Source organism: Streptomyces sp. NPDC006314, from assembly GCF_040613075.1.
Classification (GTDB): Bacteria; Actinomycetota; Actinomycetes; order Streptomycetales; family Streptomycetaceae; genus Streptomyces.
The window spans coordinates 85,413-105,226 of sequence record NZ_JBEXRL010000023.1; the positions used below are offsets into that span (position 1 = coordinate 85,413).

Sequence of the window (19,814 nt, forward strand, 5' to 3'; positions counted from 1 at the left end):
ACGCCGAGGCGTGCTCCGCGTACGACCGGCGAGTCCGCGTACGACGTGGCGACGCGCACGACGAAGGGCGGCACCCGGCCGGGGTGCCGCCCTCTCGTGTTGCCGGCTGCTCAGTGACCGGCGGCCGACTGCGAGGCCGAGTCGCTCGGGGTGACGGCCGCGTCGGAGGCGCTGGACGACGGGGTCGTCTTGTCGCCCTTCTCCGGCTTGCCGCTGCTGGACGCGTCCGCGCCCGGGGCGCCGGTGGCGGACGCCGAGGCGGAGGCGGACGGGATGTCGCCCGGGCCCCACTTGTCGAAGTAGCTGGTGGCCGGGACCACGAAGGCGCGCAGACTCACCTCACCGGTCTTGCTGAAGGTGAAGGTGACCTTCTGGAGGTTGCCGTCCTGGACAGCCTCACGGCCGCTGGGCAGCACCGCGGAGGCGTTGCCCTTGCCGCCGATGACCAGCGAGCCACCGGCCGGAACGGTCAGGCGCTGGCCCTTGGCCGGCTTCAGCTCGGCGGACGTGTCGCTGCCCACGGTGACCGACTGGAGGGTCTGGTCCTGGGTGCCGGCGTTGAACACGGTCGCGGCGATCACGGCCGGACCCGTCGACTTCAGGTCGGGCTGGGTGATGACCACGGCGTTCTGGATCTTGATGTCACCGACGCTGGTCGCCGCGTTGTCCGGCTTGATCTCCAGGGTCTGGGCGTTGTTTCCGGCGCCGCAGGCGGCGAGCGAGGCGATCGAGAAGACGATGGCGGAGGCGGCGAGGGCGCCGCGTCGAAGGCTGCTGCTCACGGCGGCGGCAACTCCTTGAACGCGCGGGCGGCTCTCTTATAAAGCCGCCCTAAGTGTCTGTCAGCGGGCTTAGGTTACCGAGCCGTTCCCGGGCCACCGCACCCGACCCTCCCCCGAGCGCCGGGCTTCCCTCCGGCTGGGGGTACCCCGCGGCCGGCACCGGTGACTCCGCGGTCGCATTGCGGGGCGCTCGTCCGTCATTCACATAAGGCGACGCCAAGGCGCTCCCAAGACCCCGCGCAAGACGTTCGCAACACGGCCCGCAGATTTTCCGTGAAGGAATGCGCGGCCACCTCGGAAATCGATCACGACCCGCCCCTCCGGCCGTCGTTGATCAATTCCGGATTCGTCTCACATCCACCTCCGGTCACCGAACGGAGTAGCGGAAGTCATACGCTTGGGACCAGACAAATCGGGACGTTCATCCACTTGGAGTGGGCTCCCGGGGTGTGTAACGTGGGCGTTTCACCCCGCCCGAAGAGCCCCTCCGACCTGCGAATACCCGCTCGCGCAGGGCTCCCGCAGCACGTTCCGGTTGCTGTTGTCAAGCCCCGAGATATGCCCTGACCTGCGAAAACGCCATTCAGAAGACGCCGTATCCGTGTTACCCTGGATAGCCACGGAAGGGGTACCTGTCACATGACGTTCAAGGTTGGCGACACCGTGGTCTATCCCCATCACGGGGCCGCGCTGATCGAGGCTATCGAAACTCGCCAGATCAAAGGCGTGGACAAGACCTACTTGGTGCTGAAGGTCGCCCAGGGTGACCTGACGGTGCGTGTGCCAGCGGACAATGCGGAGTTCGTCGGCGTGCGGGATGTGGTCGGTCAGGACGGGCTGGACCGGGTCTTCGAGGTGCTGCGTGCGCCGTATGCCGAGGAGCCCACGAACTGGTCCCGTCGCTACAAGGCAAACCTGGAGAAGCTCGCCTCTGGCGATGTCATCAAGGTCGCGGAAGTCGTGCGTGACCTGTGGCGTCGCGAGCGCGAGCGCGGACTCTCCGCCGGCGAGAAGCGCATGCTCGCCAAGGCCCGCCAGATCCTGGTGAGCGAGCTGGCTCTCGCGGAGAACACGAACGAGGACAAGGCCGAGGCCCTGCTCGACGAGGTGCTCGCCTCCTGAGGCGTCGCGGCAGCGATCCTTCGCCTGCAGCACGCTCAGCACAGTGAAATGCCGCGGTGCCCGATGACACTGATCCTGTCGCCGGGCGCTGCGGCATGTTCGTCCCCGGAGGAACCGCGCTCGGGTCCGGCGAAACCCGCCGTACACCCGCGGGCGAAGCCTGCCGTACACCTCGGGGAAACCCCCCGATACTTGAGACGCCGGGCCCGGGCGGATGGCTCGACCAGGGTCACGGAAGGGTCCGGTCAAGGCGTCACGCCCGGCACTCCTCCAGGCCATACCCACCTAGGTCGAGCACACAAACCTGACAGGAACCGATGTCTGACGAATCGCGCCCTTCGCCCGCGCAGACCTCCGTCGCCGCCGTGATTCCGGCCGCCGGCCGCGGCGTACGCCTCGGTCCGGGCGCCCCCAAGGCGCTGCGCGCGCTGAACGGCACGCCCATGCTCATCCACGCGGTCCGCGCCCTCGCCGCGTCCCGCCATGTCGCCCTCGTGATCGTCGTAGCGCCGCCGGACGGCGCCGCCGAGGTCAAGTCCCTGCTCGACGCGCACGCGCTCCCCGAGCGCACCGACTTCCTGGTCGTGCCCGGCGGGGAGTCCCGCCAGGAGTCGGTCCGGCTCGGCCTGGACGCCCTGCCCCCCGAGTACGACGTGGTCCTCGTCCACGACGCGGCCCGCCCGCTCGTCCCCGTCGACACGGTCGACGCGGTCATCGAGGCCGTACGCGAGGGCGCGCCCGCCGTCGTCCCCGCGCTGCCGCTCGCGGACACCGTCAAGGAGGTCGAGCCCGCGACCGCCCCCGGTGACCCCGAGCCGGTCGTCGCCACGCCCGAGCGGGCCCGGCTGCGCGCGGTGCAGACGCCCCAGGGCTTCGACCGCGCGACCCTGATCCGCGCCCACGAGACCGTCACCGAGAACGTCACCGACGACGCGAGCATGGTGGAGCAGCTGGGGCTGACGGTCGTGGCCGTCCCCGGCCACGAGGAGGCCTTCAAGGTCACCCGCCCCCTCGACCTGGTCCTCGCCGAGGCGGTCCTGGCCCGCAGGAGGCTCAACGATGGCTTCTGAAGCGCCCGGTTTCCGGCTGCCGCCGGGTGGGCCGCCGATCCTGCCCCAGGTCGGCATCGGCACCGACATCCACGCCTTCGAGGAGGGCCGCGAGCTGTGGTGCGCGGGCCTGAAGTGGGAGGGCGAGGGACCGGGCCTGGCCGGCCACTCCGACGCGGACGTCGTCGCGCACGCCGCCTGCAACGCGCTCTTCTCCGCCGCCGGGCTCGGTGACCTCGGGCAGCACTTCGGCACCGGCCGTCCCGAGTGGTCCGGCGCCTCCGGGATCACCCTGCTCACCGAGGCCGCGCGGATCGTCCGCGAGGCGGGCTTCACCATCGGCAACATCGCCGTCCAGGTGGTCGGCGCCCGCCCGAAGATCGGCAAGCGCCGCGACGAGGCCCAGAAGATCCTCTCCGAGGCGGCCGGCGCGCCGGTGTCGGTCTCGGGCGCGACCACGGACGGCCTCGGCTTCCCGGGCCGCGACGAGGGCCTCATGGCGGTGGCGACGGCACTCGTGGTCCGGACGGGCTGACGGCGCCGGGCCGGTGCGGCCTTGTGGTGCGGGTGAGCCCGGAGCGTGCGAGGGTACCCGGAGAGTCCCCGCCGAGTCACCGCCGACCAAGGCTTCCCGGAGGTACCCATGTCCGCCGCCCTGTCCGACCGGCTCAAGTCCCTGCTCGACGGCAAGGTGTTCATCGTCGTCGGCACCCTCCAGCCCGACGGCAGCCCGCAGATGTCCCCGGTCTGGGTGAAACGCGACGGTGACACCCTCCTGTTCTCCACGACGGTCGACCGCCGCAAGAAGAAGAACCTGGACCGCGACCCCCGGGTGACGGTCGTCGTGATGAACCCCGAGCAGCCCTACGAGTACGCCGAGATCCGCGGCACCGCCGAGCTGACGACCGAGGGCGGCCAGGAACTCATCAACGAGCTGAGCCACAAGTACACGGGCAAGGAGTACGCCGACTTCAACCCGGCGTCGGCCGACGACGCCGAACGGGTGGTCGTACGGATCACCCCACGCAGGATCGTCGGGATGCTGTGAGGCAGCGGTAGGGGTCCCGGTGGGGCGCGGGGGCCACCCGCCGGCGGCCGACCACGCCGAGCGGACGCGGCGAGCGGCGGCGGGCGTGGCCGGCCCGGTGCCCGGTCGGGGTGCTGTGCGGCACGGCATTCCCCTGCCGGTGGGCGCATGGCACTGCCCGGTGCCCACTACTCTGGAGTGGTGACTATTCGCCTGTACGACACCAGCGCCCGGCAGATCCGTGATTTCACCCCGCTCAAGCCGGGTTGCGTCTCGATCTACCTCTGTGGCGCCACCGTGCAGGCGGCACCCCACATCGGGCACATCCGCTCGGGCCTCAACTTCGACATCATGCGCCGCTGGTTCGCACACCGCGGCTACGAGGTGACGTTCATCCGCAACGTCACCGACATCGACGACAAGATCATCACCAAGGCGCACGAGCAGAACCGGCCCTGGTGGTCGATCGGCTACGAGAACGAGCGCGCCTTCAACGACGGCTACACCGCCCTCGGCTGCCTCCCGCCCACCTACGAGCCCCGCGCCACCGGCCACATCACCGAGATGGTCGAGATGATGCAGGGTCTCATCGAGCGCGGCCACGCGTACGCGGCCGACGGCAACGTCTACTTCGACGTGCGGTCCTTCCCGCGGTACCTGGAGCTGTCCCGGCAAGAACTGGACAACCTGCTCCAGCCGTCCGGCGAGGGCGAGACCGGCAAGCGGGACCCGCGCGACTTCGCGCTGTGGAAATCCGCCAAGCCGGGCGAGCCGACCTGGCCGACCCCGTGGGGCCCCGGCCGACCCGGCTGGCACCTCGAGTGCTCGGCGATGGCGCACAAGTACCTGGGCGGCGCCTTCGACATCCACGGCGGCGGCCTCGACCTGATCTTCCCGCACCACGAGAACGAGATCGCCCAGGCCAAGGCCTACGGCGACGACTTCGCCCAGTACTGGGTGCACAACGCCTGGGTCACCATGGCCGGCGACAAGATGTCCAAGTCGCTCGGCAACAGCGTCCTGGTCAGCGAGATGGTCAAGCAGTGGCGCCCGATCGTGCTCCGCTACTACCTGGGCACCCCGCACTACCGCTCGATGATCGAGTACAGCGAGGAGTCCCTGCGCGAGGCCGAGTCCGCGTTCGCGCGGATCGAGGGCTTCCTGCAGCGCGTGGTGGAGAAGGCCGGGGGAGTCGTCGAGCCCGCCGCCGAGGTCCCGCCCGCCTTCGCCGAGGCCATGGACGACGACCTGGGCGTCCCGCAGGCCCTCGCCGTCGTGCACACCACGGTCCGGCAGGGCAACAGCGCGCTGGCCGCCGACGACAAGGAGGCCGCCGTCGCCCGCCTCGCCGAGGTCCGGGCCATGCTCGGCGTCCTCGGCCTGGACCCGCTCGACCCGCGCTGGGCCGACGAGACCGATCGGGGTGAGGACCTGCACGGTGTGGTCGACAGCCTCGTACGGCTCGTCCTCGACCAGCGCGAGTCCGCCCGCGCCCGCAAGGACTGGGCCACCGCCGACGCCATCCGTGACCAGCTCAACCAGTCGGGCCTCGCCATCGAGGACGGCCCGCAGGGCCCGCGCTGGAGCCTCGGGCCGCGGTAGGCACCGGTCCTAGATCGATTGTGCCGCCCGGCCCCCCGGGCGGCACACTGCATAGACGTACGCATCCGCACGCATCACAGAGACAGGTAGGTCATGGCCGCGAACAACCGTCGCATGTCCGGCAAGAAGGGCGCGCAGGTCGGCAGTGGCGGCCAGCGGCGCAAGGGTCTGGAGGGCCGGGGCCCGACCCCGCCCGCCGAGATGCGCAAGGGCCACAAGAAGAACCGCATCGCCAACGCCAAGGCGAAGCAGGCCGTGCGCCGCCCCGCGCCCCGGGGCCGCGGCGGCAAGTCCGCCTCCGAGCTGGTCGTCGGCCGCAACCCGGTGTTCGAGGCGCTCCGCGAGGGCGTGCCCGCGAGCACCCTCTACGTCCAGCAGTTCATCGACAACGACGAGCGCGTCCGCGAGGCCCTCCAGCTCGCCGCCGAGCGCGGCAACATCAACCTCATGGAGGCCCCGCGCCCCGAGCTCGACCGCATGACGAACGGCCTCAACCACCAGGGCCTGGTCCTGCAGGTCCCGCCGTACGAGTACGCGCACCCCGAGGACCTCACCGCGGCCGCCCACGACGAGGGCGAGGAGCCACTGATCGTCGCCCTGGACGGCGTCACCGACCCGCGCAACCTCGGCGCCGTCGTCCGTTCGGTCTGCGCCTTCGGCGGCCACGGCGTGGTCGTCCCCGAGCGCCGCTCGGCCGGTATGACCGCCGGCGCCTGGAAGACCTCCGCCGGTACGGCCGCCCGCACGCCGGTCGCCCGCGCCACCAACCTCACCCGCGCCCTGGAGGCCTACAAGAAGGCCGGCATCACGGTCGTGGGCCTGGCGGCGGACGGCGAGGCCGAACTCGGCGAGCTCCAGGCCCTGGCGGGCCCGGTCGTCATCGTCGTCGGCAGCGAGGGCAAGGGCCTGTCCCGCCTGGTCGGCGAGACGTGCGACGTCCGCGTCCGCATTCCGATGCCGGGCGGCGCCGAGTCCCTCAACGCGGGTGTGGCGGCGGGGATCGTGCTGTACGAGGCGGCGCGCCGACGCGCCTGAACGCGTGTCCGGTATCTCACCCGTGCGGGGTGATTCCGGCGGCCGGGTGGCGCCAGGGGCTGCTTTGACGCGGTCCGGACACATCCGGGCGGTCAAGGCAGTGTCCTAACCCCACGTCACTCGGTTAGATGAGTGTGGACACCAGAACACCCCGCACACCCACGGGGGACCGCTCGTCGGGATACGACGACGCTCCCGCGCTGAGCATGGTGAAGGTGCCGAGCGATCCGGCCCAGGTCATCGTCAATCACGCCAGCTTCCGCGTGCAGCTGGGCGCGTCGACGAGGCGCAGCCAATCCCCGCGGATCGCCCGGCACCTGAGCGCCACCCAGGACACCGCCCGCATGCCGGGCATGGGCACGGCGGGCCGGGCCGGCACCGCGGCCCGCCGCCGCCCCGTCGTGTGGAGCGGCAAGTCCGCCCCCGACGACACCGGCGCCCACCGGCTCCTCCAGGCCGTGCGGGGCAGCAGCGTCCGCCACGTCGACGAGCCCGATGCCGGTGCCACCCGGGTCATCCCGCGCGTCGGCACCGGCTACCCGGACGCCTACGACGAGTTCGGCCAGACCGTCGAAACCCCCCTCGTCGGCCACCAGCGCACCGCCCCCGACGCCGACGGCACCCACCTCCTGCCGCACATGCGCACGGTGAGCGGCGCCTACGACGAACCCGCGTACGGCGACGACGGCTTCGAGCCGTACGACGCCTACGCGGACCCGTCCGACACCGGCACCCCGCGCTCCGGAAGGCGCCACGGCGACGACCCGGCACGGCACGCCTACTACCCGGGCCGCCGGATGAACCTCGGCGTCGTCCTGCTCCCGCTGCGCATTTTCCTGGGCTGCATCTCCATCTACGCCGGCATGGGCAAGCTGTGCGACCCCGTCTACTTCGACGGCGGCAAGCGCGGCTCCATGGTCAAGTGGCTCGACACCCTGCACCCGTGGGACGTGGCCGAGCCGCTGCGCCAGTTCGCCCTGCACCACCCGGTCGGCTCCGGCCTGGTCATCGCCTTCCTCCAGGTGGTCGTCGGCGTCCTGACCATCTTCGGCTGCTGGCAGCGCGTGACCGCGGTGGTCGGCGCCCTGCTCTCGGCCGCACTGATCGTCACCGTCAGCTGGAAGACCGTCCCGGCCTACGACGCCCCCGACATCATCTACCTCGCCGCCTGGTCCCCGCTGATCATCGCCGGTGCCCCCGTCTACTCCGTGGACGGCCGCCTCGCGGGCAGCGCCTGGCGGCGCCTCGGCCCCCGCTCCGACATCTGGGAACTGCGCCGCTACGTCCTGCGCCGCGGCGCGCTGATCACGGCCATCACCGTCGGTCTGACCCTGCTCGTCGGCTCCCTGCTGGGCGGCGCGGTCCGCGACTCCAGCCGGGTGATCGTCCCCGGCCCCGGCGAGGCCCCGCGCAACAACGTCCCCGGTTCCCCTCTCCCGGATGAGCCCGGCACGAGGCAGAAGGCCCCGGCGGCCTCCAGCTCGCCCACCGGCGGCGCCACGGCCGGCGCGAGCCCCTCCGGCGCGGCGACGACGCCGGGCGCCACCCCGACGGCCGGCGGGACGACGACCACCCCGAGCCAGACCCAGGGCGCCACGGGCCAGACCCCGCCCCGCCGGACCTCCCCCATCGGCGGTGCCCCCAGCACAACGGCCGGCCCGACCAGCACGGGCGGCACCGGCTCCGGCGGCTCGACGACAGGCGGCGGCAGCACGTCCTCGGGTGGCACCAGCAGCTCCTCCACGGGCCAGCCGGGCCTGGTGGGCGGCCTGCTCGAGTAATCGACCCCGAAAGCAGAGGGCCCCGTACCGAGAGAGGTACGGGGCCCTTTCAGCGCGGAGAGCTGCGACCCCCTAGGGGCGCGGGACCGTATGGGTATGCGGCTGCGCCGGTGGGCGCGACACGCCACAACGAACCCGCAGACGGCACACGACCGCCCCGCGGAACCGTCAGCGGCCCAGCGCGGCCAGCTCCTTGGCCGCTTCCGTCAGGTCCTTGGCCGTGTCGATGGCCCGCCAGTAAGCCCCCTGCGGAAGGGGGAACCCCGCCAGCTTCTTCTCCCGGGCCAGCCGAGGAAACGTAGTCCGCTCGTGATCCCCCCGCTCGGGCAACAGACCGGCGAACTCGGGGGAGAAAACGTACACACCGGCGTTGATCTCGAACGTCGAGGGCGGCGCCTCGATGAAATCGGTGATGTGCCCGAACCCGTCGGTCCTCACCGCACCCCAGGGAATGCGCGGACGAGCCAACGCCAAGGTTGCGACGGCATCCCGCTCGGTGTGGAAGTCGGCCATGTCCCGCAGGGAGAAGCGGGTCCAGATGTCGCCGTTGGTCGCGTACCAGGGCCGGTCGGGGTGGGGGAGATGCGCGGCGGCGTACTTGAGGCCGCCCCCGCGGCCCAGGGGCTCGCTCTCCACGACGGTGGTGACGGAGACGGGGAGGTCGGCCGAGTCCAGCCACTTCTGCAGGACCTCGGCGAGGTGGCCGCAGGAGACCACCACGTCCGTCACGCCCTCCTCGGCGAGCCAGGTCAGCTGGTGGCCGATGATCGGGGTGCCCGTGCCGGGAATCTCGACCATCGGCTTGGGCCGGTCATCGGTGTACGGACGCAGCCGGGAGCCCTGGCCACCGGCCAGGACCACGGCTTGAGTGGGGCGCAACGCGGCGTTCGGATGGGTCATGACCGCACTGTACGTGGCGCCCCACCACTGCCCGCCGGTGGCAGTGCGCTGCCGGAGGAGCCGTTACCGACTGCTCGCCGGAACTCAGCTGTGCGCGGCCAGGACGCCCGAGGCGAAGGCCGTGTCGCACACCGGGCGGGCGTACGACTGGGCGCGCGGGGCGCCGTAGATGCGCACCGCGGCCTTGCCCAGGGCACGGGCGATGGAGGAGCAGTGCCTGGCCAGCGACGGGTGCCCGTTGACGGCCTGCTGGAGGTGGGTGAGGACCACCCCCGGGTCCTTCTCCTGCAGTTCGGACATCAGCCGGTCGCGGAGCACGTCCTGCGGGGCGTGGGAGACCGCCTTGGAGGAAACCTCCGCCACGGAGACGTCCGAGGCGGCCAGCACGGAGCTGGAGGGGCTCCCCGTCCAGTTGACCCGGGTGACCGCGAGGGTCCCGGAGAGCACCAGGACGACGGGCAGGACGAGGGCGAGAGTGCGGCCGATCCGGCGGGCAGGGCCGCCCCGGTGGCCGCGTCGCGTCTGAGGGATGGTGGAGTGCTTCACGCGTGTGAGGGTAGCGCAGGGTGATGATTTGGAGACATTTAGTCACCCTATCGGGGGATGAAGTAGCGCTGCTTTCTGGGTAAGGGGTTGACGGGCCCCGCCCGGAATGATCGCTGCGCCGCGGCCTGTCCGCACCGCGAGAGGGGCCCCGCGGCAGTCCGCGGGGCCCCTCTCGTCGACTTCGGTGCGACGCGCTGCTCAGTCGGAGAGACGCTCGCCCGTGGACGTCGAGAACACGTGGATCTCACCCGGTCGCGGCACGACGTGCAGCGTGGAGCCCTTCTCCGGCACCTGGCGCCCGTTGACGCGGACGACGAGGTCCTTGACCTCGCTGCCGACCTCCGCGGTGCCGTAGACGTAGCCGTCGGCACCCAGCTCCTCGACGACGTTCACGGAGACCGCGAGACCGGCCGGGGCGTCCGCGGTGTCCTTGGACAGGGAGGCGGCGACACTGCCGTTGTGCTCGACCACGTCGAAGTGCTCGGGACGGACACCGACGGTCACCGTGCGGTCACCCTTGTCGGAGGCGGCCTTCAGGGCGTCCCGGTTGACCGGCACCACGCTGTTGCCGAACTTCACGCCGCCGTCGGTGATCGGGACCTCGACCAGGTTCATGGCGGGGGAACCGATGAAGCCGGCGACGAAGAGGTTCGCGGGCTTGTCGTACATGTTCCGCGGCGAGTCGACCTGCTGGAGGAGGCCGTCCTTGAGGACCGCCACGCGGTCGCCCATCGTCATCGCCTCGACCTGGTCGTGCGTGACGTACACGGTGGTGATGCCGAGACGGCGCTGCAGGGACGCGATCTGCGTACGCGTCGAGACACGCAGCTTGGCGTCCAGGTTGGACAGCGGCTCGTCCATGAGGAAGACCTGCGGCTCGCGCACGATCGCGCGGCCCATCGCGACACGCTGACGCTGACCACCGGAGAGTGCCTTCGGCTTGCGGTCCAGGTACTCGGTGAGGTCGAGGATCTTGGCGGCCTCCTCGACCTTCTGCCGGATCTCCGCCTTGTTGACGCCGGCGATCTTGAGCGCGAAGCCCATGTTGTCGGCGACCGTCATGTGCGGGTAGAGGGCGTAGTTCTGGAACACCATGGCGATGTCCCGGTCCTTGGGCGGCAGGTGCGTGACGTCGCGGTCACCGATGCGGATCGCTCCGCCGTTGACGTCCTCCAGGCCCGCGAGCATCCGCAGGGAGGTGGACTTTCCGCAGCCCGACGGGCCGACCAGGACGAGGAACTCGCCGTCCTCGATCGCGATGTCGAGACCGTCGACGGCGGGCTTGGTGGAACCCGGGTAGATCCGGGTCGCCTTGTCGAACGTGACAGTGGCCATGGTGATGGGCCCCCTTCTACCGGCAGGAACGTGCCGGACGATCCGTTGTAGGAAGGTGGTTGGTGTAGTCCACGTGAGTGAACTGGGTCGAGACGGTACCTGGCGTTCACTCGCTCTGTCAGTACCCGCGCCACTGTGAACTTCGCGGAATAGGGTCACGCACGGATTCGGGGGCGTGTGGAGTGCGGAACTCCGTGGCCCGGGGAGACGGGCTCTGTGTACAGTGGAGCCGCCTTTGCGTACGGCGTGGTAGTGCGCGACGCCCCCTTAGCTCAGTTGGCCAGAGCGCGTGACTTGTAATCTCGAGGTCGTCGGTTCGACTCCGACAGGGGGCTCGGCAAGCCCAGGCGGGACCCGTTCCCACCTGGGCTTTTCCATGCACCTGAGCTTTCACTCGGAGGTGAGCCGCCGGGCGGTCCCCAGTCGCCGTTCCTCGATCGGGCGGCCGTCCTCCACGTCCCGCAGGTCGGGGATGTGTTCCAGCGCCCAGGGTGGTGTCTGCTCCAGCATGGCCTGGGCGATGTCGCCGGGCCGGCGCAGTCCGGGCAGGGGCCGGGAAGGACGGCGGATGGGCCGGCAGGCGGGCGATGATCAGCGCCGCCTCGCGGGTGTCGGATCGCCGGGGATGTCGATCACGTACCGGGCGATACCGGCGTGCGTGAATCGGCTCATGCGAATTCACCGGGGCCTGAGAGGGGTGTGGGCGTACGTCCGCAGCGCTCCCGGCACCTATGTGTGGCTGGGGGTCCTGTTCGTCACGACCGTCGCGCTGCACCACATGTCGCCGGAGTTCGAGGAGCACTTCCTGCGGCAGCGGTCGACCAACATCCATGAGCTGTCGCGCACGCCGGTGCGGGTGCTGGTGGCGAGTGCGATGTGGATCGACAGCGGGCACTGGGTGCCGTACGCCTTTCTGTACACGGTTTTCCACGCGCCGGCCGAGCGCTGGCTGGGTACGGCCCGTTGGCTTGCGGTGTGTGTGCTGGCCCATGTCCTGGCCTCGTTGCTCAGCGAGGGGGTGCTGCTGAAGGCGATCCGGGACGGCATGGCGCCGCATGCGGCGGTCAACACGTTGGACATCGGGGTGAGTTACGCGCTGGCGGGGGTCGTCGCGGTGCTCGCCTACCGGATCGCGGCGCCCTGGCGGTATGGGTATGTGCTGGTGGTGCTGGTGGTCTTCGGGCTGCCGCTGGCCGCCGGGCCGACCTTCACCGACTTCGGCCACTTGGTCTCGGCGCTGATCGGGCTGGCTTGTCGTCCGCTGGTCAGGGGGCGTGGAAAAGCATGGAATCCGAAGGAGACACTGGCCGGTCTCAGGGGTTAACGTCCCGGCCATGAGCAGCTCGGCAAGCAGTGTCGTCAACGGCGGTGTCTCCTTCTGGTACGCGGACGACGGTCTTCCGGCGGTGCGGGAGCCGTTGTCGGGGGACGCGTCGGCCGACGTCGTCATCGTCGGCGGCGGCTACACCGGCCTGTGGACCGCGTACTACCTGAAGAAGGCGGCCCCCTTCCTGCGGATCGTCGTCCTGGAGCAGAAGTTCTGCGGTTACGGCGCTTCCGGCCGCAACGGCGGCTGGCTGTACAACGGGATCGCGGGCCGTGACCGGTATGCGAAGCTGCATGGCCGTGAGGCCGCCGTGCGGTTGCAGAAGGCGATGAACGACACCGTCGACGAGGTGATCGCGGTCGCCGGGGCGGAGGGTGTCGACGCCGACGTGCACAAGGGCGGTGTCCTGGAGGTGGCCACCACGCCGGCCCAGTTGGGGCGGTTGAGGGCGTTTCACGAGCACGAGCTGTCGTACGGCGAGAAGGACCGGGAGTTGTACGGCGCCCGGGAGACGGCCGAGCGGATCAGGATCGCGGACGCGGTCGGTTCCGCGTGGACCCCGCACGGGGCCCGGCTGCACCCGGTGAAGCTGGTGAAGGGGCTCGCGGCCGTCGTGGAGGCGCTCGGGGTGACCATCCATGAGTCGACGCCGGTGACGGAGATCCGGCCCGGGCACGCGGTCACGCCCTACGGCACGGTCCGCGCGTCCTACGTCCTGCGTTGCACCGAGGGCTTCACCGCGTCCCTGAGGGGGCAGAAGCGGACCTGGCTGCCGATGAACTCCTCGATGATCGCCACCGAGCCGCTGACCGAGGAGCAGTGGGCGGCGATCGGCTGGGACGGCCGGGAGACGCTCGGCGACATGGCTCACGCCTACATGTACGCCCAGCGCACCGCCGACGGCCGGATCGCGCTGGGCGGGCGCGGGGTGCCGTACCGCTTCGGTTCCCGCACCGACAATGACGGCCGCACGCAGGAGGCGACGATCGAGGCGCTGCGGGAGATCCTGACCCGCTTCTTCCCGTCCCTCGCGGGGGTGCGGGTGGAGCACGCCTGGTCGGGGGTTCTGGGGGTCCCGCGTGACTGGTGCGCGACCGTCACCCTGGACCGTTCCACCGGCCTCGGCTGGGCCGGTGGGTACGTGGGCTCCGGTGTCGCCACCGCCAACCTGGCCGCCCGCACCCTGCGCGATCTCGTCCAGCAGGACTCCGGCCAGGGCGGCCGTACCGAGCTGACGGAACTGCCGTGGGTGAACCACAAGGTCCGCAAGTGGGAGCCGGAACCCTTGCGCTGGCTCGGCGTCCAGGGCATGTACGCCACCTACCGCACCGCCGATCAACGTGAACGCCTCCGCCCGGGCATGGAGTCCTCCCGCCTGGCCATGGTGGCGGACCGGGTGGCGGGGCGGCACTGAACTCCGCGGAGCCGGCCGGTTAGCCTCACCGCATGATTCGTGCCGCGACCCCCGCCGACGTTCCCGTCATCCACGCCCTGATCCGTGAGCTGGCGGAGTACGAGAAGGCTCCGCGGGAGGCGCGGGCCAGTGAGGAGCAGTTGCGGGAGGCGTTGTTCGGTCAGCGGCCCGCCGTCTTCGCGCACATGGCGGTGGACGAGGGCAGCGGTGAGCCGGTCGGCTTCGCGCTGTGGTTCCTGAATTTCTCCACCTGGCGTGGTGTGCACGGCATCTACCTTGAGGACCTGTACGTCCGTCCGGGCGCGCGCGGCGGCGGGCACGGGCGGGCGCTGTTGAGGGAGCCGGCGCGGATCTGTGGGGAGCGGGGGTATGAGCGGCTGGAGTGGTCGGTGCTGAACTGGAACCGGCCGGCGATCGGCTTCTACGAGGCGCTGGGGGCCCGCCCGCAGGACGAGTGGACGGTGTACCGGCTGACGGACGAGGCGCTCGCCGTACTGGGCTCAGGCCACTGATTCCGGCAGCGGGGTCTTCGCGGGTGTGCCGTGTCCGGGGGCCTTGGCGGTGACCATCAGGCCGGCGATCAGGCCGGCCAGGAGCATGACGCCGGCCGCCCACGAGATGGCGACCGTGTAACCGTGCACGACGCCTGCCGGGACCACGGCCGCCTTCCGGGCCGGGCTGTGCAGGTGGGTGGTGATGTAGGTGGCGCTGCTGGTGGTGGCGATGGTGTTGAGCAGCGCCGTGCCGATCGAACCGCCGACCTGCTGGGAGGTGTTGACGGTTGCGGAGGTGACTCCGGAGTCGCGGGGGGCGACACCGGAGGTGGCCGTGGCGAACACCGGCATGAAGGTCAGGCCCATGCCGAGACCCATGAGGATCAGGGCGGGCAGGATCTCGCCGGCGTAGGAGGAATGCACGGTCATCCGGGTCAGGAGCAGCAGGCCGGTCGCGGCGAGGAGCATGCCGGGCACCATCAGCATGCGCGGGGCGACGTGGTGCAGCAGGCGTGCGGAGATCTGGGTGGACCCGGTGATGATCGCGGCGGTCAGCGGCAGGAACGCCAGGCCCGCTCTGACCGGTGAGTAGCCGAGGATGACCTGGAGGTAGTAGGTCATGAACAGGAACAGCCCGAACATGCCGATCACCGCGAGCATCATCGTCAGGAAGCAGCCGGCGCGGTTGCGGTCCCGGACGATGTGCAGCGGCAGGAGCGGACTGGGGGCTCGGTTCTGCCACCACACGAATGCGAGCAGCAGGACCGCACCGGCGGCGAACAGGGTGAGGACCAGCGGGTCGGTCCAGCCGAGTGGCTCGGCCTCGCTGAAGCCGTAGACGATCGCCACCAGTCCGCCGCAGCCGAGCAGCACGCCGGGTACGTCGAGGCGGGCGTCGGTGTGGCCGGGGCGGTCGTGGAGGAGGGCGAAGGCGCCGAGGACCGCGGTGATCGCGATGGGCACGTTGACGTACAGGCACCAGCGCCAGTCCAGGTATTCGGTGAGCAGGCCGCCGACGATGAAGCCGATCGCCGAGCCGCTGCCGGCGAGGGCGCCGTAGATGCCGAAGGCCTTGCTGCGCTCGCGTGGGTCGGTGAAGGTCGTGGTCAGCAGGCTCAGTGCGGAGGGCGCGAGGACGGCGGCGAAGACGCCCTGCAGCGCGCGGGCGCCGAAGAGCATGCCGGAGTCGGTGGCCGCGCCGCCCAGCGCGGAGGCGGCGGCGAAGCCGATGAGCCCGATGACGAAGGTGTGTTTGCGTCCGGCGAGGTCGGCGATCCGGCCGCCCAGCAGGAGCAGCCCGCCGAAGGCCAGGGTGTAGGCGGTGATGACCCACTGCCGGTTGCCGTCGGACATGTGCAGGGCGCGCTGGGCGGAGGGGAGCGCGATGTTCACGATCGTCGCGTCCAGGACCACCATCAGCTGGGCGAGGGCGATGACGACCAGGCCCCACCAGCGGTGCGCATCGGCTCCGTCCGCCGCGGTCCCGGCCGGCGGGTCGGCGTCACCCGTTCGGCCGATGTTCATCCCGCCAGAAGACCACGAATCGGGACACAGTGCATCCGGGGGAGTGTGTCGTGGCTGACGGTGGCCCGGATCTGGGTCGTGCTGGGTCGTGCCGGGTCGTGCCTCATGGTTCCAGCACCACTTTCCCGATCGTGCCGCGGTTCTCCAGCGCCCTGTGTGCGGCGGCCGCGTCCGCGAGCGGGAAGCGGGTGACGGCCGGACGCAGCCGCCCCAGGGCGGCCTCGGCGAGCGCGCGCAGTTCGAGCGCGCGCAGGCCTCCCGCCTTCTGGAGCATGCGCGGGCCGAGGACGCTCTCGGAGACGCCCTCGACGAGGTGGCTCTGCCCGCCGCCGATCCCTTCCGCCGACCAGCCGAAGACCAGGTGCCGTCCGCCGGGCCCGAGCAGGGCGACGGCCTCTCGGGCGACCGCGCCGCCGACGCCGTCGTAGACGATCGTGGCGGCGGGCTTTCCCCCTGCTCGCGCGGGAGCGGGAGGCTGGGGGAGTCCGCCGAGGTGGGCGCGGATCTCGGTGGGCCAGTCGGGCGCGGTGTAGTCGACGGCGAGATCGGCGCCGTTCCCCCGGACCCGGGCGGTCTTCTCCGCTCCGCCCGCGAGGCCGATCACCACGGCCCCGGCGTTCTTGGCGTACTGCACGAGCAGTGTGCCGATGCCGCCCGCAGCGGCCGGTACCACCACCACGTCGTCCGGTCCCGGTTCGGCGAACTGCGTGATCCCCAGCGCCGTGCGCCCGGTGCCGATCATGGCGACGGCCTCGGCCAGGCTCAGGTTCTCCGGGACCTCGTGCAGGCGCTCGGCGTCGGTGACGGCGAGCTGGGCGTAGCCTCCGGGCGCGGAGCCCAGGTGGGCCACCGCCCGTCTGCCGAGCCACGCCTCGTCGACGCCGTCGCCGAGGGCGTCCACGATCCCCGCCACTTCGCGGCCGGGCACGGTCGGCAGCGCGGGTGTCTCGGGCAGCGGGCCCCGGCGGCCCTCCCGCAGGGCGGCGTCGAGCAGGTGCACCCCGGCCGCGGCGACGGCGATGCGTACCTGGCCCGGGCCGGGGACCGGGTCCGCGACCTCCTCGTAGGTCAGGTTCTCGGCCGGACCGAAGGCGTACAGACGGACCGCGTGCATGGGGACCCCCGCATCTCGTGACTCGCGTGACCGGTTCGGGAGTCCCACCCTGCGACCTCAAGCGCGCTTGAGGTCAACGGCGGGCCGGTCGAGGATCAGGGACACGGCCGTGACCGCGCTGGTGAAGGACACCTCCGACAGCACGCCCGGGGCTGCCACCTGGTCGCCCGCGAGATAGACCCCGTCGCCCCGGTCCACGGCGGGCCGGTCCCGCCAGGTGCGGCCCGGCAGGTCCACGGCCCCGGTACGGCCGTCCGCCACGGCCTCGCGCCGCCAGGTGACCCGCCCCCGCCAGCCCGGGAAGCCCAGGTCGAGGAGCTGCTCGGCACGGGCGACGCCGTCGGCGCGGCATTCGCCGGGCCCGATCGGCAGTTGTGCCTGGAGCAGCTGTTCCCCGTCCGGCGCGAGGGACGGGTCCTGTGCGGTGAACCGCTCGATCCAGCCGGGCGCGTCCAGGTCGGAGACGATGAAGGCGTCTCCGCGCCGGGTGTGTACGGCGAGGTCCAGCAGGACGGTGCGGCCGCTGGGCCAGCTCAGCGAGTCGTCGCCGAGCAGCCGGCGGGCGGCGGGCAGGGAGGTGGCGACGACGACGGGTGTGTCGCCCGGCAGTTCGTCCACCCGGGACAGGGTCTCGATCCGCACGCCCAGGTTCCAGGCCCGTGCGGCCATCCGGTCGATGACCGAGGCCCAGCCGCCGCGCGGGTAGTGCGCCTCCGGCGGCAGCTTGGTGGCGCGGCGCAGGCGTTCCTGCACGAAGGCGGCGGACAGCGCGCCCGGGTCGTGGTGGAAGAGGGCGACGGCGGTGTAGTTGGCGGCGGCCCGGGCGCCCTCCGCACCGGCGATGCGGGTCGCCCAGCTGAGGAAGTCGCTGTCGACGGGGGCCCGGCCGACCTTGGGCCGCAGCAGTTTGAGCATGCCGAAGGGCGGGGTGCGGCGCAGGACGCCGTGGTGGCGCAGCCGCAGCCGGGCGGCTTCCAGGGGCGGGATCGGGGCCAGTGGTCCGATCAGGTCCCGTCGCTCGAGCCAGGACCAGTGCAGGCCGCCGTTGTAGAGGGCGTGCGGGCCCTCGTTGGTCCGGTACGGCCCCTCGGCGGTGCGTGCTCGCCCGCCCAGGGTGTGGTGGGCCTCGTACACGGTGACCTTGGCGCCTGCCTCGGCGGCGGTGATGGCGGCGGTGAGCCCGGCGAAGCCGCCGCCGATCACGGTGATGCGATGCATGGGGTGGGGTCTCCCTCGGTCGGTTCGCCTGGTCCAGGAGTCTCGGTTCGTCCGGTCCGGTTCGTCCGGGTCTCGGTTCGTCCGCTCCTTCACGTACGTACGACCGCCGGGCCTCCCGGAATGTGACATCGCCGGATCACCGGCGGGATTTCCCCAGGTCAGGGCGGGTTGTCAGGGGCGGGGTGCAGCATGGGCGCATGGCGAGGAGAGCGATGGGCGGCGGGCCGGCGGGCCCGGCGGTGGTGAAGGGCGCGCGACGGCCGGAGGTACGGCTGCCGACCCTGGAGCCGTGGGCCGGCGGGGAGCTGGAGCCGGACGGTGACTACGACGGGCTCGAGTTCCGGGACGCGGACCTGGCCGGACAGGACGGCGTGGGCGCCCGGTTCATGGACTGCGCGCTGACGGACTGCGCGGTGGACGAGACGGCACTGGGCCGGGCCCGGGTGCTGGACTCGGTCCTGACCGGACTGCGCGGTGTCGGCACCCACCTCGCCGAGTCCACGTTCCGCGACGTCGAGGTGGTCGACGCCCGCCTGGGCGGTACCCAACTGCACGGCGCCGTCCTGGAACGGGTCGTGGTCCGGGGCGGCAAGATCGACTACCTCAACCTCCGTGAGGCCCGCCTCAAGGACGTCGTCTTCGCGTCCTGCGTGCTGGTCGAGCCGGACTTCGCGGGCGCGAGCCTGGAGCGGGTGGAGTTCGTCGACTGCGCCCTGAAGGAGGCCGACTTCGGCGGTGCGACCCTGAAGGACGTGGACCTGCGCGGGGCCGCCCCGCTGGAGATCGTACGGGGGCTGGACCGGCTGTCCGGAGCGGTGATCACCACCGGTCAACTGCTCGATCTGGCGCCGGCGCTGGCGGCCGGGCTGGGCATCCGGGTGGAGGGGTGAGGCTCAGGGCAGGCGGGGGAAACGGGCCTGGAGCGTCCAGATCGCCGGGTTCTCCGCCAGGTCGTCATGGAGGTCGGTCAGGTCCGCGATGAGGTCGTGGAGGAAGTCCCGGGCCTCGCGGCGGAGTTCGGTGTGGGAGAAGCTCAGCGGGGACTCCTCGGCGGGTGCCCAGTCGGAGGTGATGTCGACCCAGCCGAAGCGGCGCTCGAAGAGCATCCGGTCGGTCGACTCGGTGAAGTCCAGCTCCGCCCGCTGCGGGCGGGCGGCGCGGGAGCCCAGCGGGTCCCGGTCCAGCCGCTCCACGATGTCGCACAGCGCCCACGCGAAGTCCAGCACCGGCACCCATCCCCAGGCTGTGGACAGCTCCCGGTCCGTCTCGGTGTCCGCGAGGTAGACGTCCCCGCAGAACAGATCGTGCCGCAGCGCGTGGACGTCCGCGCGGCGGTAGTCGGTCTGCGGCGGGTCCGGGAACCGGTTGGAGAGGGCGTAGCCGATGTCGAGCACGGAAGAGATGGTGTCACGCCGATCCCCAAGCCCCTGCTCGGGTGCGCCCCACCCCTCTACTGATCTTTTCGTTAGTTCAGTGGGTATGACGGGCTAGCTGGTGGGAGCCTGATGTTGTGTCTTTCAAGCCTTCGCCCGTTGTCTCCAGAT

Annotated in this window: 19 protein-coding genes and 1 tRNA gene; 12 read left to right on the plus strand and 8 right to left on the minus strand. The window is 71.4% G+C overall.

The window, feature by feature from the left end:
* Nucleotides 1–110: 110 nt before the first annotated feature.
* Complete coding sequence (locus ABZ079_RS31465; RefSeq protein WP_356942837.1) at nucleotides 111–782, minus strand: DUF461 domain-containing protein; 672 nt, start codon at nucleotides 780–782, stop codon at nucleotides 111–113.
* A 639-nt stretch (nucleotides 783–1,421) separates the two neighbouring features.
* Between ABZ079_RS31465 and ABZ079_RS31470 the strand changes: the two genes are divergently transcribed.
* From ABZ079_RS31470 to ABZ079_RS31500, 7 genes are all read left to right on the plus strand, one after another.
* The gene (locus ABZ079_RS31470; protein ID WP_003953493.1) at nucleotides 1,422–1,904 is read left to right on the plus strand and encodes a CarD family transcriptional regulator; all 483 of its coding nucleotides are present in this window, start codon (nucleotides 1,422–1,424) and stop codon (nucleotides 1,902–1,904) included.
* A gap of 317 nt (nucleotides 1,905–2,221) precedes the next feature.
* Entirely contained in the window at nucleotides 2,222–2,974 is a 753-nt protein-coding gene (gene ispD / locus ABZ079_RS31475) for a 2-C-methyl-D-erythritol 4-phosphate cytidylyltransferase (protein ID WP_356942838.1), read from the plus strand.
* The gene (gene ispF, locus ABZ079_RS31480; RefSeq protein WP_356942839.1) at nucleotides 2,964–3,488 is read left to right on the plus strand and encodes a 2-C-methyl-D-erythritol 2,4-cyclodiphosphate synthase; all 525 of its coding nucleotides are present in this window, start codon (nucleotides 2,964–2,966) and stop codon (nucleotides 3,486–3,488) included. The genes ispD and ispF overlap by 11 nt, the downstream gene beginning before the upstream one ends.
* A gap of 108 nt (nucleotides 3,489–3,596) precedes the next feature.
* Nucleotides 3,597–4,001: a PPOX class F420-dependent oxidoreductase gene (locus tag ABZ079_RS31485; protein WP_356942840.1), complete on the plus strand. Its 405-nt coding sequence runs from the start codon at nucleotides 3,597–3,599 to the stop codon at nucleotides 3,999–4,001.
* Nucleotides 4,002–4,181: 180 nt separating this feature from the next.
* Nucleotides 4,182–5,582, plus strand: coding sequence for a cysteine--tRNA ligase (gene cysS / locus ABZ079_RS31490; protein WP_356942841.1), 1,401 nt, complete (start codon nucleotides 4,182–4,184; stop codon nucleotides 5,580–5,582).
* 93 nt (nucleotides 5,583–5,675) lie between these two features.
* Complete coding sequence (gene rlmB / locus ABZ079_RS31495; RefSeq protein ID WP_356942842.1) at nucleotides 5,676–6,617, plus strand: 23S rRNA (guanosine(2251)-2'-O)-methyltransferase RlmB; 942 nt, start codon at nucleotides 5,676–5,678, stop codon at nucleotides 6,615–6,617.
* A 128-nt stretch (nucleotides 6,618–6,745) separates the two neighbouring features.
* Complete coding sequence (locus tag ABZ079_RS31500) at nucleotides 6,746–8,398, plus strand: DoxX family protein (protein ID WP_356942843.1); 1,653 nt, start codon at nucleotides 6,746–6,748, stop codon at nucleotides 8,396–8,398.
* 168 nt (nucleotides 8,399–8,566) lie between these two features.
* On the opposite strand, the gene ABZ079_RS31505 is transcribed toward ABZ079_RS31500, so the two are convergent.
* The 3 genes from ABZ079_RS31505 to msiK form a co-directional block, all read right to left on the minus strand.
* Complete coding sequence (locus tag ABZ079_RS31505) at nucleotides 8,567–9,298, minus strand: nucleotidyltransferase family protein (protein WP_356942844.1); 732 nt, start codon at nucleotides 9,296–9,298, stop codon at nucleotides 8,567–8,569.
* An 84-nt stretch (nucleotides 9,299–9,382) separates the two neighbouring features.
* Nucleotides 9,383–9,844 carry a hypothetical protein gene (locus ABZ079_RS31510; protein ID WP_356942845.1) on the minus strand — a complete coding sequence of 154 codons (462 nt, stop codon included), beginning with the start codon at nucleotides 9,842–9,844 and terminating at the stop codon, nucleotides 9,383–9,385.
* 198 nt (nucleotides 9,845–10,042) lie between these two features.
* Nucleotides 10,043–11,179, minus strand: coding sequence for a diacetylchitobiose ABC transporter ATP-binding protein MsiK (gene msiK / locus ABZ079_RS31515; RefSeq protein ID WP_356942846.1), 1,137 nt, complete (start codon nucleotides 11,177–11,179; stop codon nucleotides 10,043–10,045).
* A gap of 261 nt (nucleotides 11,180–11,440) precedes the next feature.
* Between msiK and ABZ079_RS31520 the strand changes: the two genes are divergently transcribed.
* The 4 genes from ABZ079_RS31520 (at nucleotide 11,441) to ABZ079_RS31535 (ending at nucleotide 14,432) form a co-directional block, all read left to right on the plus strand.
* Nucleotides 11,441–11,514: transfer RNA gene (locus ABZ079_RS31520), tRNA-Thr, on the plus strand.
* 335 nt (nucleotides 11,515–11,849) lie between these two features.
* Nucleotides 11,850–12,503 (plus strand): rhomboid-like protein, encoded by a 654-nt coding sequence (locus tag ABZ079_RS31525; protein WP_356942847.1) that lies wholly within the window; start codon nucleotides 11,850–11,852, stop codon nucleotides 12,501–12,503.
* 10 nt (nucleotides 12,504–12,513) lie between these two features.
* Nucleotides 12,514–13,920, plus strand: a complete 1,407-nt coding sequence (locus tag ABZ079_RS31530) for an FAD-binding oxidoreductase (RefSeq protein WP_356942848.1) — start codon at nucleotides 12,514–12,516, stop codon at nucleotides 13,918–13,920.
* A gap of 32 nt (nucleotides 13,921–13,952) precedes the next feature.
* Nucleotides 13,953–14,432, plus strand: coding sequence for a GNAT family N-acetyltransferase (locus ABZ079_RS31535; protein ID WP_356942849.1), 480 nt, complete (start codon nucleotides 13,953–13,955; stop codon nucleotides 14,430–14,432).
* Here ABZ079_RS31535 and ABZ079_RS31540 read toward each other — a convergent pair.
* The 3 genes from ABZ079_RS31540 to ABZ079_RS31550 form a co-directional block, all read right to left on the minus strand.
* Nucleotides 14,421–15,938 (minus strand): MFS transporter, encoded by a 1,518-nt coding sequence (locus ABZ079_RS31540; RefSeq protein ID WP_356942850.1) that lies wholly within the window; start codon nucleotides 15,936–15,938, stop codon nucleotides 14,421–14,423. The two genes, ABZ079_RS31535 and ABZ079_RS31540, sit on opposite strands and share 12 nt — an antisense overlap.
* 103 nt (nucleotides 15,939–16,041) lie before the next feature.
* Entirely contained in the window at nucleotides 16,042–17,052 is a 1,011-nt protein-coding gene (locus tag ABZ079_RS31545; protein ID WP_356942851.1) for a zinc-binding dehydrogenase, read from the minus strand.
* Nucleotides 17,053–17,109: 57 nt separating this feature from the next.
* Complete coding sequence (locus ABZ079_RS31550) at nucleotides 17,110–18,270, minus strand: FAD-dependent oxidoreductase (protein ID WP_356942852.1); 1,161 nt, start codon at nucleotides 18,268–18,270, stop codon at nucleotides 17,110–17,112.
* A 197-nt stretch (nucleotides 18,271–18,467) separates the two neighbouring features.
* Here ABZ079_RS31550 and ABZ079_RS31555 point away from each other — a divergent pair, with 197 nt between their 5' ends.
* Complete coding sequence (locus tag ABZ079_RS31555) at nucleotides 18,468–19,160, plus strand: pentapeptide repeat-containing protein (protein ID WP_356942853.1); 693 nt, start codon at nucleotides 18,468–18,470, stop codon at nucleotides 19,158–19,160.
* A gap of 3 nt (nucleotides 19,161–19,163) precedes the next feature.
* Here ABZ079_RS31555 and ABZ079_RS31560 read toward each other — a convergent pair whose 3' ends face one another.
* A complete protein-coding gene (locus tag ABZ079_RS31560; RefSeq protein ID WP_356942854.1) occupies nucleotides 19,164–19,664 on the minus strand; it encodes a hypothetical protein in 501 nt (166 codons plus the stop codon).
* Nucleotides 19,665–19,814: the final 150 nt, after the last annotated feature.

Excerpts from the sequence above, each read along its gene's own strand:
- ABZ079_RS31540 (WP_356942850.1), bottom strand. The coding sequence starts at position 15,938 with ATGAACATCGGCCGAACGGGTGACGCCGACCCGCCGGCCGGGACCGCG.
- ABZ079_RS31500 (WP_356942843.1), top strand. The coding sequence starts at position 6,746 with ATGAGTGTGGACACCAGAACACCCCGCACACCCACGGGGGACCGCTCG.
- ABZ079_RS31555 (WP_356942853.1), top strand. The coding sequence starts at position 18,468 with ATGGCGAGGAGAGCGATGGGCGGCGGGCCGGCGGGCCCGGCGGTGGTG.
- ABZ079_RS31535 (WP_356942849.1), top strand. The coding sequence starts at position 13,953 with ATGATTCGTGCCGCGACCCCCGCCGACGTTCCCGTCATCCACGCCCTG.
- ispD (WP_356942838.1), top strand. The coding sequence starts at position 2,222 with ATGTCTGACGAATCGCGCCCTTCGCCCGCGCAGACCTCCGTCGCCGCC.
- ABZ079_RS31530 (WP_356942848.1), top strand. The coding sequence starts at position 12,514 with ATGAGCAGCTCGGCAAGCAGTGTCGTCAACGGCGGTGTCTCCTTCTGG.
- ispF (WP_356942839.1), top strand. The coding sequence starts at position 2,964 with ATGGCTTCTGAAGCGCCCGGTTTCCGGCTGCCGCCGGGTGGGCCGCCG.
- ABZ079_RS31485 (WP_356942840.1), top strand. The coding sequence starts at position 3,597 with ATGTCCGCCGCCCTGTCCGACCGGCTCAAGTCCCTGCTCGACGGCAAG.
- ABZ079_RS31505 (WP_356942844.1), bottom strand. The coding sequence starts at position 9,298 with ATGACCCATCCGAACGCCGCGTTGCGCCCCACTCAAGCCGTGGTCCTG.
- ABZ079_RS31545 (WP_356942851.1), bottom strand. The coding sequence starts at position 17,052 with ATGCACGCGGTCCGTCTGTACGCCTTCGGTCCGGCCGAGAACCTGACC.
- ABZ079_RS31550 (WP_356942852.1), bottom strand. The coding sequence starts at position 18,270 with ATGCATCGCATCACCGTGATCGGCGGCGGCTTCGCCGGGCTCACCGCC.
- ABZ079_RS31525 (WP_356942847.1), top strand. The coding sequence starts at position 11,850 with ATGCGAATTCACCGGGGCCTGAGAGGGGTGTGGGCGTACGTCCGCAGC.
- msiK (WP_356942846.1), bottom strand. The coding sequence starts at position 11,179 with ATGGCCACTGTCACGTTCGACAAGGCGACCCGGATCTACCCGGGTTCC.
- ABZ079_RS31470 (WP_003953493.1), top strand. The coding sequence starts at position 1,422 with ATGACGTTCAAGGTTGGCGACACCGTGGTCTATCCCCATCACGGGGCC.
- rlmB (WP_356942842.1), top strand. The coding sequence starts at position 5,676 with ATGGCCGCGAACAACCGTCGCATGTCCGGCAAGAAGGGCGCGCAGGTC.